The organism is Pseudomonas sp. TE24901, from assembly GCF_054058375.1.
Genome location: NZ_JBSSAF010000021.1, coordinates 50,807 through 65,288 on the forward strand (window position 1 = coordinate 50,807; position 14,482 = coordinate 65,288).

Sequence of the window (14,482 nt, forward strand, 5' to 3'; positions counted from 1 at the left end):
CATGCTTTCCAACCCTAATATCGACCTGGTGTCGCGCTTTCTTCGCTTGCCTCTGGAGCAGCGCCAGCAGTTCTACCAGCGCCTGCAAGGCCGTGGAATGAGTTTCGCTCAATTACCGATTGCCCCTACACGCCACGATACCGAGGCACTGCCGCTGTCCTACGCCCAGGAGCGCCAATGGTTCCTCTGGCAACTGGACCCGGGCAGCGCCACCTACCACATCCCCGGCGCCTTGCGCCTGCACGGGCAGCTGGACTTGGCCGCGTTGCAGCGCAGTTTCGACAGCCTGTTGGTCCGCCACGAGAGCCTGCGTACCCAATTGGTCGAGGACGGTGAACGCCTGCTGCAGGTGGTGCTGCCTGAGGCGCGAGTCGACATTCATCAAGCGCGCATTGAAGCGTCGCAGTTGATGGCGCGGGTGGAAGCGGAAGTCGCGCGGCCGTTCGATTTGCACCAGGCACCGCTGTTGCGTGTGACCTTGCTGCAAGTGGCTGAAGACGAGCACGTGCTGGTGATGGTGCAGCACCACATTGTCTCCGATGGTTGGTCGATGCAGGTGATGGTCGAGGAGCTGGTGCAGCTCTATGCCGCCTTCAGCGCGGGGCGCGAGCTGCAATTGCCCGAGTTGCCGATTCAATACGCCGACTACGCCTTGTGGCAACGCGGCTGGATGGAAGCGGGGGAGAAGGCGCGCCAGCTGGATTACTGGCAGGCCTTGCTTGGCGGTGAGCAGCCGGTACTGGAATTGCCGCTGGACCGCCCACGCCCGGCGCAGCAAAGTCATCGCGGCGCCAGCTTGCAGGTGCACCTGCAACCGGCATTGGTGGCCGGGCTCAAGCGTTTGGCGCAGCAAGAGGGCGTGACCCCGTTCATGCTGTTGCTGGCCTCGTTCCAGACCCTGTTGTACCGCTACAGCGGGCAGTCGGATATCCGCATCGGCGTGCCGACTGCCAACCGTAACCGGGTCGAGACCGAGCGGTTGATCGGCTTCTTCGTCAACACCCAGGTGCTCAAGGCCGACCTCGACGGGCAGATGAGCTTTGCCCAGTTGCTGCAACAGACCAAGCGCCGCTCGCTGGAAGCCCAGGCCCACCAGGACCTGCCCTTTGAACAGTTGGTGGTGGCGTTGCAACCAGAGCGCAGCCTCAGTCACAACCCGCTGTTCCAGGTGATGTTCAACCACCAGACCGACGCCAAGGGCAGTCGCGATGGCCAGCAATTGCCGGGCCTGCGCGTGGTGGAGCTGGACTGGGACAACCAGACCACCCACTTCGACTTGAGCCTGGACACCCATGAATCCGCCGAAGGCTTGTGGGCGGCGTTGACCTACGCCACCGACCTGTTCGACAGCAGTACCATGGAACGACTGGCGCAGCACTGGCAGCACCTGTTGCAGGGCATCGTCAGCGCGCCTCACAGCCGCCTGGCAGACCTCGCCATGTTGAGCGCACCGCAGGCCCACGCGCTGTTGCAGGCGTGGAACAGCCCGGCCACGGTCGGCACCCTGCACGCGGTGCATCAGTTGTTCGAGGCCCAGGCGCTGCGCCAACCCGAGCATCCGGCGTTGGTGCTGGACGACCAGGTGATGAGCTACGGCGAGCTGAACAGCCAGGCCAATCGCCTTGCGCATTACTTGATGGCCCAGGGTGTCGGCCTGGAAGCGCGGGTGGGGATTGCCGTCGAGCGCTCCTTTGCCATGGTGGTGAGCTTGCTCGCGGTACTCAAGGCCGGCGGTGCCTACGTGCCGCTGGACCCGCAGTACCCCCGCGAACGCCTGGCGCACATGCTCGAAGACAGCGGCGTGCAATGGGTGCTGACCCAATCGCACCTGCGCGATCGGCTGCCATTGCCATCGGGGCTTGCGACCCTGGAGATCGATCAGGTTGACGCGCCGTGGGCGCAGTGCAGCGAAGACAACCCGCAACGGGCGTTCGAGCCCCAGAGCCTGGCGTATGTCATCTACACCTCCGGTTCCACCGGCAAACCCAAGGGCGTTGCCATCAGCCATGCAGCCTTGAGCGAGTTCGCCGGGATTGCGGCGCAGTATTCGGGCCTGGTCCCGCAGGACCGCGTGCTGCAGTTTGCCACCCTGAACTTCGACGGGTTCGTCGAGCAGTTGTACCCGGCCCTGACCCTGGGCGCCAGCGTGGTTTTGCGTGGGCCGCAGTTGTGGGACGGCGCCGAGCTGTACCAACAGATCGTCGCCCAAGGCATTACCCTGGCCGACTTGCCCACCGCTTACTGGAAGCTGTTCCTGCAGGATTGCCTGGCCGCCGGCCCGCGCCCTTATGGTGCCTTGCGACAGATCCATATCGGCGGTGAAGCCATGCCGCTGGATGGCCCGCTGTTGTGGCAACGCGCCGGGCTTGGGCATGTGCGCTTGCTCAACACCTATGGGCCGACCGAGGCCACCGTGGTGTCGAGTGTGCTCGATTGTACGGACGTCAGTGCCGTCGCCGGTGTCGGCGCCAGCCCTATCGGCCGTGCACTGCCCGGGCGTGGCTTGTATGTGCTGGACCGCGATTTGAACCTGCTGCCCGCAGGGGCCGTGGGTGAGCTGTACATCGCCAGCGCCAGTGGCTTGGCCCGTGCCTATTTGCAGCGCCCTGGCCTGACCGCCGAGCGCTTTGTCGCCGACCCGTTCAGCACCACCGGGGAGCGTCTGTATCGCAGTGGCGACCTGGCACGTTACCGCGCTGACGGCGTGGTGGAGTACGTGGGGCGCGTCGACCATCAGGTCAAGATCCGTGGCTTCCGTATCGAGCTGGGTGAAATCGAAGCCTTGCTGCTCGCCCAGGACAGCGTGCGCGAAGCGCTGTTGCTGGCTGCCGACAACCAACTGCTGGCGTACCTGGTGCCGGCGCAGCCGCTCGACGACAGCCAGCACGCTGCGGCCAGTGCACAGCTGATGGCGACGTTGCGCGAGCATTTGCCGGATTACATGGTGCCGGCGCAGTTGATTTTCCTTGCGCGCATGCCGCTGAACCCCAACGGCAAGCTGGACCGCCAGGCGCTGCCCAAACCGGGTGTCAGCGCGGTGCAGCAGGATTGGTTGGCACCGGTCACGCCGCTGCAACAACAAGTTGCGGCGATCTGGGCGGACATTCTCGGGGTGGAGCAGGTCGGCCTGAACCAGCATTTCTTTGAGCTGGGCGGGCATTCGTTGTTGGCGATGCAAGTGGTGTCGCGGATTCGCCAGACGCTGAGCCTGGAGGTGCCGCTCAAGGCGCTGTTCGAATGCCCGCGCCTGGAGGGTTTTGTCGCGCTGTTGCAAGCCCCGCAGACTTTGACGCCCCAGGCGCCGGCCCTGTTGCCCGTAGGGCGCGAGCAATTGCTGCCGCTGTCCTATGCCCAGGAACGCCAATGGTTTCTCTGGCAGTTGGAGCCACACAGCGCCGCCTACCACATCCCCAGCGCCCTGCGTTTGAAAGGCACATTGGACCTGCCGGCGTTGCAACGCAGTTTCGACACCTTGCTGGCGCGCCATGAAAGCCTGCGCACCCGTATCCGCCAGGAACATGCCGGCGCGGTGCAGGTGATTGAGCCGCAGATGTCGCTGCCGATGACGGTGGTCGATGCCGGTGAGCAGCCTTTGCAGGCGCAGGTGGAAGCGCTGATTGCCCAGCCGTTCGATCTGCTGCAGGGCCCGCTGTTGCGCGTTACCTTGATGCGCGTGGCTGAAGAGGAGCATGTGCTGGTTCTGGTGCAGCACCACATCGTTTCCGATGGTTGGTCGATGCAATTGATGGTCGAGGAACTGGTGCAGCTGTATGCCGGTTACAGCCAGGGCCAGGACGTGCAACTGCCGGCGCTGCCGATCCAGTACGCCGATTACGCGGTATGGCAACGCCACTGGATGGACGCCGGCGAGAAACAACGCCAGCTGGCCTATTGGCGCGACGTGCTGGGCGGTGAGCAAAGCGTGCTGGAATTGCCGTTCGATCATCAGCGCCCGGCGGTGCAAAGCCATCGCGGTGCGCGCCTGGCCATGGAGCTGGCGCCCACCTTGACCCTTGAACTCAAGGCCCTGGCGCAGCAGCAAGGCGTCACCGTGTTCATGCTGCTGCTGGCGTCGTTCCAGACCCTGTTGCACCGCTACAGCGGCCAGGAAGAAATCCGTGTCGGCGTGCCGATTGCCAACCGCAACCGCAGCGAGACCGAACGCCTGATCGGTTTCTTCGTCAATACCCAGGTGCTCAAGGCCGACCTGCACGGCCAGATGAGCGTCGAGCAGTTGCTGCAACACACCCGTCAACGCGCCCTGGATGCCCAGGCCCATCAGGACCTGCCGTTCGAGCAACTGGTGGAAGCCCTGCAACCGGAGCGCAGCCTGAGCCACAACCCGCTGTTCCAGGTGATGTTCAACCACCAGACCGACGTCGGCCAGGCGCAGGTCCAGCACCAACTGCCGCACTTGCGGGTCGAAGGCCTGGAGTGGGAGAGCAAGACCGCGCATTTTGACCTGGACCTGGATATCCAGGAATCCACCGAAGGCATCTGGGCCACCTTGGGGTATGCCCAGGACTTGTTCGAAGCCGCCACCGTGCAGCGCATGGCCCGTCATTGGCAGAACCTGTTGCAGGGCATGGTCGCCAACCCGCAACAACCGCTCAGCCAGTTGCCGTTGCTGGACGCTGCCGAGCAGCAGCAGATTCTTCAATTGTGGGACTGCACCGATTCCGGCTTCTCGGCCCAGCGCCTGGTACACCAGCGGGTGGCCGACCGCGCCCGGGAAACCCCGGAGGCGGTGGCGGTCAAGTTCGGCGATGAGCAACTGACCTATGGCCAGTTGGACAGCCGCGCCAACCGCCTGGCTCATGCGCTGATCGCCCGGGGTGTCGGCCCGGAAGTGCGGGTGGCCATCGCCATGCCGCGCAGTGCCGAGATCATGGTGGCGTTCCTTGCCGTCATGAAGGCAGGCGGCGTGTACGTACCGTTGGACATCGAATACCCGCGCGACCGCCTGCTGTACATGATGCAGGACAGCCGCTCGCAATTATTGCTGACGCATTCGGCGGTGCAGCAGCGGCTGCCGATTCCGGAAGGCCTGCAAGCGCTGGCGGTCGATGATGCAGCGGCGTGGTCCGATTACAGCGATGCAGCGCCGCAGGTTGCACTGGACGGCGACAACCTCGCCTACGTGATCTACACCTCCGGTTCCACCGGCATGCCTAAAGGCGTGGCGGTGTCCCACGGCCCGTTGGTGGCGCACATCATCGCCACTGGCGAACGTTATGAAACGTCGCCGTCCGACTGTGAACTGCACTTCATGTCGTTCGCCTTCGACGGCTCCCACGAAGGCTGGATGCACCCGTTGATCAACGGTGCCAGCGTGCTGATCCGTGACGACAGCCTGTGGCTGCCCGAGTACACCTACCAGCAGATGCACCGGCACAACGTCACCATGGCGGTGTTCCCGCCGGTGTACCTGCAGCAATTGGCCGAACACGCCGAGCGCGACGGCAACCCTCCGGCGGTGCGCGTGTATTGCTTCGGCGGCGATGCGGTGGCCCAGGCCAGCTACGACCTGGCCTGGCGCGCACTGCGCCCGACCTACCTGTTCAACGGCTACGGCCCGACGGAAACCGTGGTCACGCCATTGCTGTGGAAGGCGCGCAGAGGCGACCCATGCGGCGCGGTGTATGCGCCCATCGGCACCTTGCTCGGCAACCGCAGTGGCTACGTGCTGGACAGTCAACTGAACCTGCAACCCATCGGCGTGGCTGGCGAGTTGTACCTGGGGGGCGAAGGCGTCGCGCGCGGCTACCTGGAGCGTCCGGCGTTGACCGCCGAACGTTTTGTCCCAGACCCGTTCGGCAAGCCCGGCAGCCGCGTGTACCGCAGCGGCGACCTGACCCGTGGCCGTCCCGATGGGGTGGTGGATTACTTGGGGCGTGTCGACCATCAGGTGAAAATCCGTGGTTTCCGTATCGAGCTGGGCGAAATCGAAGCGCGCCTGCGTGAGCAGGAGAGTGTGGGCGAAACCGTGGTGGTGGCCCAGGAAGGCCCGACCGGCAAGCAACTGGTGGCCTATATTGTGCCGCTGGACCCGACCTTGCTGGACGATGCCGTGGCCCAGTCCAACGGCCGAGAGGCCTTGCGCCGCGCCTTGAAAACCCGTTTGCCGGACTACATGGTACCGACGCACTTGATGTTCCTGGCCCAGATGCCGTTGACGCCCAACGGCAAGCTCGACCGCAAGGGCTTGCCGTTGCCTGACGTGAGCCAGATGCAGCAAGTCTACGTGGCGCCCCAGAGCGAGCTGGAACAGAAGATCGCCGCGATCTGGTCCGACGTGCTGCGCCTGCCGCAGGTCGGCCTGCATGACAACTTCTTCGAACTGGGCGGCGACTCGATCATTTCGATCCAGGTGGTCAGCCGCGCCCGCCAGGCCGGTGTGCGCTTCACGCCCAAGGATTTGTTCCAGCACCAGACCGTGCAGAGCCTGGCGGCCGTGGCGCGCGAAGGCGAGGGCGCGGTGGTGCTGGACCAGTCGGCACAGACCGGCGCGTTGTTGCTGCTGCCGATCCAGCAGGCATTTTTTGCCGATGACATTCCCCAACGTCACCACTGGAACCAGTCCGTGGTGCTGCAACCGCACCAGCCTTTGCAGGTGGCCGCCCTGGTGGCGGCGTTGCAGGCACTGATGGCGCATCACGACGCCTTGCGCACCGGGTTTGTCGAAGGCCTGGCCGGTTGGCACGCGGCGTATCGGGCGCCGCAACAGGCTGACGCCGCGCAGGTGCTGTGGCAGACCAACCTGGAGACCGTCGAGGAACTGGATGCGTTGGGCGAAGAGGCTCAGCGCAGCCTGGACCTGGGCGCCGGGCCTTTGTTGCGTGCGGTGTTGGCGCAATTGGCCGATGGCTCCCAGCGTTTGCTGTTGGTGATCCACCACTTGGTGGTGGACGGCGTGTCCTGGCGCATCCTGCTGGAAGACCTGCAAAGCGCCTATCAGCAACTCGTTCAAGGCGCTGCCGTGGTGCTGCCTGTCAAGACCAGCGCCACGCGCGCCTGGGCCGAACGGCTGCAAACCTACGCCCGCAGCGCGGCGCTGGAACACGAACTGGCCTGGTGGCAGACGCAATTGCAAGGCAGCCCGACCGGCTTGCCTGTCGCCAACCCGCACGCCAGCCTCAGCAACCACCTGGCGCTGAGCGTGAGCACCCACCTGGACGGCGGCTACACCCGTCGCTTGTTGCAAGACGCGCCGAGTGCCTACCGCACCCAGATCAACGACCTGTTGCTGACGGCGCTGGCCCGGGTCATCGTGCGCTGGACCGGTGATGAAGCGCTGCTGATTCGCCTGGAAGGCCACGGCCGTGAAGACCTGTTCGACGACATCGACCTGACCCGCACCGTGGGGTGGTTCACCAGCCTGTATCCGCTGAAACTGGTGCCGAAGGACTCCCTGGCCGATTCCCTCAAGCAGATCAAGGAACAACTGCGTGCAGTGCCCGACAAGGGCATCGGCTTCGGTGCGCTGCGCTACCTGGGCACTGCCGAGGCGCAACAGGCGCTGGCCGCGTTGCCTCGGCCACGCATCACCTTCAACTACCTGGGGCAGTTCGATGCCAGCTTCGACAGCGCCGAGCAGGACGGTCTGTTCGTGCCTTCCGGCGACGCCAGCGGCGCCGAGCAAAGCCCGGACGCGCCGCTGGGGAACTGGCTGGAGCTCAATGGCCAGGTCTACGGTGGTGAACTCAAACTGAACTGGAGTTTCAGCCGCGAGATGTTCGCTGAAGCGACGGTGCAACGCCTGGCCGATGACTACGCCACGGAACTCAAGGCCTTGATCGACCACTGCTGCGAGTCGGCCCACCAGGGTGTGACACCGTCTGACTTCCCCCTGGCACGACTCTCCCAAGACCAACTGGATGGCTTGGCGCTGAACGTCGCCGAGGTCGAGGACCTTTACCCGTTATCGCCCATGCAGCAGGGCATGTTGTTCCAGTCGTTGTATGGCGAAGGCTCCGGTGATTACATCAACCAGATGCGCATCGATGTGCAAGGCCTGGATGTCGCGCGCTTCGATCAGGCCTGGCAGGCGGCGGTTGATCGCCATGAAATCCTGCGCAGTGGTTTCCTGTGGCAGGCCGAGCTGGAGCAACCTCTGCAGGTGGTCCACAAACAGGTGCGCATGCCGTTTGAGACGCTGGATTGGCAGCAGCGCGCGGACCTGGACAAGGCCCTTGAGACCCTGGCCGCGTCGGCCCGGACCCAGGGCTTTGTACTGGAACAGGCGCCGTTGCTGAGCCTGTCGGTGGTGCGCACCGGCGCGTCCAGTCACCACATTATCTACACCAACCACCACATCCTGATGGACGGCTGGAGTGGCTCCCAACTGTTCGGCGAAGTGCTGCAGCAGTACGCAGGGGAATCCTTGCCGGCACCGGCCGGGCGTTACCGCGACTACATCGCGTGGTTGCAGGCACAGGACAAATCGGTCAGCGAAGCGTTCTGGAAAGATCAGCTCAAGCACTTGCAGCAGCCGACCCGCCTGGCCCATGGCACACAAGGCGATGGCGCCGAAGCCAACGGCGAGCATCGGTTGAGCCTGGATGCCGCGCAGACCGAACACCTGAAGGTGTTTGCCCAGCGCAACAAAGTGACCCTCAATACCCTGGTGCAAGGCGCGTGGCTCTTGCTGCTGGCGCACCACACCGGCCAGGCGACCGTGGCCTTCGGTGCCACCGTGGCCGGGCGCCCGACGGAACTGCGCGGGATCGAACAGCAGGTGGGTCTGTTTATCAACACCCTTCCGGTGGTGGCAACCCCGGATGCGCAACTGCCGGTCAGCCAGTGGCTGCAACAGGTGCAGGCGCAGAACGTGAGCTTGCGCGAGCAGGAGCATACGCCGCTGTTCGAGATCCAGCGCTGGGCCGCGTTGGGCGGTGAGGCGTTGTTCGACAGTATCCTGGTGTTCGAAAACTACCCGGTGTCCGAGGCGCTGGAGCAGAGCGCGCCGTCGGGGCTGCGTTTCGGTGCGGTGCAAAGCCTGGAGCAGACCCACTATCCGCTGACCGTGCTGTTGGCGATTGGCGACACACTGGGCCTGGAATTCAATTACGACCGCCACAGCTTCAGTGCCGCGCATATTCAACGCCTGGCCGAGCATTTCGTGCAGTTGCTGCACGCGATGGCCAGCGATGAGTCCCAACGGCTGGCGGCGTTGCCGTCCCTGCCAAGCGCTGAGCGCGAGGTGGTGGTGAAGGCCTGGAACGCCACGGCCCAAACGTACCCGCTGGACCAGGGCGTGCACCAATTGATCGAAGCCCAAGTGGTGCGCACGCCGAACGCGCCTGCGTTGGCGTTTGCCGGGCAGGCCTTGAGTTACGCCCAGTTGAATGCGCGTGCCAACCGCCTGGCCCATCGTTTGATCGCGGCGGGTGTTGGCCCGGATGTGCTGGTGGGGCTGGCGGTGGAGCGCTCGATGGAAATGGTGGTCGGCCTGTTGGCGGTGCTCAAGGCCGGTGGTGCCTATGTGCCGCTGGACCCGGAATACCCGCGTGAACGACTTGCCTACATGCTGCAGGACAGTGGCGTGCAACTGCTGTTGACCCAGGCGCACCTGTTGGCGCAATTGCCGCTGCCCGCTGGCGTGCAAAGCCTGGTGCTGGAGGAGGGCGATGCCTGGTTGCATGCCTACAGCGAGCACAACCCGGACGTGCCGGTCGACCGCGAAAACCTGGCCTACGTGATCTACACCTCGGGCTCCACCGGCCAACCCAAGGGCGCCGGCAACCGCCATGCCGCGCTGACCAACCGGTTGTGCTGGATGCAGCAGGCGTATGGCCTGGAGGCGAGCGACAGCGTCCTGCAGAAAACTCCGTTCAGCTTTGACGTGTCGGTGTGGGAGTTCTTCTGGCCGTTGATGACCGGCGCACGCCTGGTGGTGGCCGCGCCTGGCGATCATCGTGACCCGGCCAAGCTGGTCAGCCTGATCAACGGGCAACGGATCACCACGCTGCATTTTGTGCCGTCGATGTTGCAGGCCTTCCTGCAGGACGCCACGGTTGCTTCGTGCCTGAGCCTGCAACGCATTGTGTGCAGCGGTGAGGCCTTGCCTGCCGACGCCCAGCAGCAAGTCTTCGCCAAGTTGCCCCAGGCCGGGTTGTACAACCTGTACGGGCCGACCGAAGCCGCTATCGATGTGACCCACTGGACCTGTGTGGAAGAAGGCCGTGACGCTGTGCCGATTGGCCGGCCGATCGCCAACCTGGGTTGTTACGTGCTGGACGACAACCTGGCGCCGGCGCCGGTCGGCGTGTTGGGTGAGTTGTACCTGGGCGGGATGGGCTTGGCGCGCGGCTATCACCGTCGTGCCGCGCTGACCGCCGAACGCTTCGTGACCGACCCGTTCGGCAGCGGCGAGCGCCTTTACCGCACCGGGGACCTGGCGCGCTATCGCGACGACGGCGTGATCGAATACGCCGGGCGCATTGACCATCAGGTCAAACTGCGCGGGTTGCGCATCGAGCTGGGTGAAATCGAAGCGCGCCTGCTGGAGCATGCCAGTGTGCGTGAAGCCGCTGTGCTGGCGGTGGAGGGCACGCACCTGGTGGGTTACCTGGTGCTGCAACAGCCTTGTGAGGACTGGAAAGAGCCGCTGGTCGCGCACCTGGCCGCGCAGTTGCCGGACTACATGGTGCCGGCGCAATGGGTGCTGCTGGCGCAGATGCCGTTGAGCCCCAACGGCAAGCTGGACCGCAAGGCGCTGCCCAAGCCGCAAGCCCAGGGCGCCGAGCAGTACGAGGCGCCCCGGAGCGAGATCGAGCGGCAAGTCGCGGCCCTCTGGTGCGAGGTGCTGGGGGTGGAGCGTGTCGGGATGAACGACAACTTCTTCGAACTCGGGGGCCATTCCCTGTTGGTGCTGATGCTCAAGGAGCGCATCCGCAAGGTCAGTGGCGTCGGTTTGTCCGTCAGCCAGTTGATGCTCAACCCGACGGTGCGCGGGCAAGTCAGTTGCCTGCAGGGCGATGGGCGCAGCTCATTGCTGGTCAAGCTTAATAACCGCAGCGAAGGCACGCCGTTGTTCCTGTTCCACCCAAGCTTTGGCTCGGTGCATTGCTACACCGCCATCGCTCTGGCGCTGCGCGAGCAACGCCCGGTGTATGGCGTGATGTGCCGTGCCTTGGCGGAAGAGGGCGCGGCGGTGCCGCAATGGCAGGTGATGGTCGAGGACTACACCGCGCAGCTGCTGGCGGCCCAGCCACAGGGCGCATTCCGCCTGGCGGGTTGGTCGTTGGGCGGGAACCTGGCGATGGAAGTCGCCCATGGCCTGGAGCAAGAGGGGCGCGAGGTGGAGTTTGTGGGCTGGATCGATGCGGCGCCGCCGCAATGGCTTACGCCTTACTGGGAGGCAGTGGTCACCGAAGAGGATCGCGTCGTGTCGGCGAATGAGCGACGCGCTGCCTTGCTGGGCGTGATGTTCCCGGCGTTTGCCGAGCAGATTCAGGGCGCCTGGCAGCAGTGCCAACGCGCGGTTGACGATGAGGGCGGCCAATGGCGGGCGTTCGTGGTCTGGGCTGAACAGACCCTGGGCGAGGCGTTCACCGACGTCAAGGAGGAGTTGTTGCGCGGCAACGAAGCGCAGATCTCCTGGGACGTCGACCGCGCCCTGAGCGAGCGCATGAGCGCAGCCGATTTCAAGCCGATCAAGGCGCCGGTCAGTTGCTGGTGGGCTTCCATGAGTCGGGCAGGGCGCTTCAAGGACCTGATCGAGCAGCACATGGCAGCGGTGCTCGGCCAGGGGCGCATTGAGCGTTCGGTGGTGATCGACACGGACCATGACGGCATCATCGACAGCGCGGTGTTCATCGCCAGCCTGGTGAATGCCATGGAGTAACGGGAGGGGCATGAAAAAACCGGATCCATGATCCGGTTTTTTTATGCACGGATATTAAGGCGCACCTGCAAAAACGCCCGATGAAAGCAGGGCGCTCATCGGGCGTTCGTTGGACCGCCTCAGGCGATCAAGGTGTCAGGTCAGAAGTCCCAGCGGGTGCTGACCATCACGTTGCGCGGCTCACCGTAGATGGCCGAGTTGTAGAAGCCCACGTTGGTGTAGTAGGACTTGTCGAAGATGTTGTTGAAGTTGACGGTCGCCGACAGGTTCTTGGTGACCTGGTAGCGGGTCATCAGGTCAACCAGCCAGTAGGATTTCTGGGTGATGTCCTGGTTCCTGTCCAGCGGCTGGTTATAGATTTCGTTCCAGGCCTTGCTCTGCCAGCGTACACCGCCGCCGATGGTGAACTTGTCCAGATCGCCCTTGAGCTTGTAGGTCGTGTTCAGGTTGACCTGGTTCTCGGGCTCGAAGGTGGAGATTTTCTTGTCGTCGTCGTCGCGTACCACCTTGTGGGTGTACCCGCCCTGGACTTGCCAGCCCGGGCTCAGCTCGCCGGAAATCTCAGCCTCGTAACCCTTGGTGATGGCCTTGGAACCCTTGAACGCGTAGTTCGGTGGTGTAGGGTTCGAATTGTTCCAGGCATCATCCGAAATGGCGCGATTGCTCTCGTGAACCTCGAAGTAGGCAATGCTGGTGTTCAGGCGTCCGCCGAAGAATTCGCCCTTGAGACCCAGCTCGTAGTTCTGGCCTTCATCCGGATCCACCAGTTTCTCGTTGCGATCCTTGATATAGCTTTCCTGCGGTTTGAAAATGTCGGTGTAGCTGGCGTAGGCCGAGAAGTTGTCGTTCAGGTCGTAGATCACGCCGGCATACGGGATGAACCGTCCGGTTTCCTTGTAGGAAGGGTTATTGCCGGTGATGTGGTAGTTGGCCACGCGGCCACCCAGAATCACGTTCAGGTCATCGATCACGTTCAGGCGCGTGGTCACGTAGTAGCCGGTCTGGCGAACGACGTCGTCCGTGTACTGCTGGGGCGGGCCGTAGATAGGTTTGCCGAGGTTGCCGTTCCAGTTGTAGAAGTCGACTTTGTTGCCGCCTGGCCATTCCGGCGACCAATAGCCTTTGCCCTGCCAGCGCGAGGTGCCGATCGAGCCGCCCACCACCAGTTCATGGTCGCGGCCGAACAGGCTGAAAGGCCCGGTGGCGTACAGGTCGGCTGTGGTGCTCTTGGTTTCGCCGGTGTACTTCTGTGCATTGATCTCTGCCGTGCCATCGGCCGCGGGTTGCACGAACTGGATGGACGCGAGGTCGGCATGGTAGCTGTTGATCTTGTGGTCGAGCTGGAACTTGGTGACCCAGCCGTCACCCATGTCATGTTCGAGCATGGCAAAGGCGGTACGGGTGTTTTGCTGCCAGGAACTCCAGTCGGTACCGTTGTTGTAGGAACGCGGCATCTTGTTGATGCTGCCGTTGGAGTTGACCAGCGGGAAGGAGCCGGACCAGCTCGAACCTTTCGGGGTGTTGTCCTGGTAGTCGAAGCCCAGGGTCAGCATCGTGTCGGGGGAGAGGTCGAATTCGGTGATGCCGTAATAGGTCTCGGTCTTGCGCGAGTAATGGTCCATGAAGGACTTTTTGTCCTGGTACGCCGCCACGGCGCGCCCGCGGACATTGCCGCTGTCGGTCAGCGGGCCGCTGACATCGACTTCGCTGCGGTAGTTGTCCCAGGAACCGGCGCCCACATCCACATGGCCCTTGAACTCCGAGGTCGGCTTCTTGCGGATCAGGTTGATGGTCGCACCCAGCGAGCCCGCACCATTGAGCAGGCCCGTAGCGCCCTTGAGAATTTCGACGCGGTCATAGATGGCCATGTCGCTCAGGGTGTTGCCCGCCGAGTAGCCCACGTTGCGCACTGCGGACGGGATGCCGTCGTACTGGAAGCTGTCGACCGAGAAACCCCGGGAATAGTAGTTGGTACGTTCGGTGTCATAGGCCGACACGGTGATGCCCGGGGTGTGGCGCATCACGTCATCGACGTTGTTCAGGCCGAAGTCTTCCATGTGCTGACGGGTAATGACCGTAATCGACTGCGGGGTCTGGCGTGGGGTCAGGGTCAAGCGGGTCGCGGTGGCAATGGTGCCCGGCGTATAGGAGCCTGAGCCTTCGGTGACGTTGCCCAGCATGTTACCGGTCACCTGGGTGGGGCTCAGTTCCAGCCCGGTCGTCGCGCCGACAGCGCTCACCGTCAGGGTGTTGCCGTTGAGGCTGTGGGTGGTCTGGGTTCCGCCCAGCAGGGTGTCGATGGCCCGTTGTGGCTCCATCTTGCCCTTGATCGCGGTGCTGTTCTTGCCCTCGACATCACTCGGGCTGTACAGCACTTGCACGTTGGTCTGGCGACCGAATTCCTGCAGCGCGCTCCCCAGCGACTGGGCGGGAATATTCAACTCGATCTCTTGAGCCTGTACATAGCCTGCGATCGGCAGTGACACCGCCAGTGCCAGGGCACTCGGAAGGAGGTTGATGTTCAGGGCCCGTCGCATGGATAACGCTTTGCTCAGGGGGCTGAGACCGAGTCGTGCTGACATGGATGCTTTCTCTTCTATGTTTTAAGTGGGCAGTTCTAGGTGTTTATTGAGG

General features: G+C 63.8%; 2 protein-coding genes. One reads left to right on the forward strand and one right to left on the reverse strand.

Features of this window, described 5'->3' with window-relative positions:
- The first annotated feature begins 1 nt into the window (after nucleotide 1).
- Nucleotides 2-11,848, forward strand: coding sequence for a non-ribosomal peptide synthase/polyketide synthase (locus tag ACVWVP_RS29080; RefSeq protein WP_457409481.1), 11,847 nt, complete (start codon nucleotides 2-4; stop codon nucleotides 11,846-11,848).
- Nucleotides 11,849-11,988: 140 nt separating this feature from the next.
- Here ACVWVP_RS29080 and ACVWVP_RS29085 read toward each other — a convergent pair whose 3' ends face one another.
- Nucleotides 11,989-14,430: a TonB-dependent siderophore receptor gene (locus tag ACVWVP_RS29085; protein ID WP_178925978.1), complete on the reverse strand. Its 2,442-nt coding sequence runs from the start codon at nucleotides 14,428-14,430 to the stop codon at nucleotides 11,989-11,991.
- Between the last annotated feature and the right edge of the window lie 52 nt (nucleotides 14,431-14,482).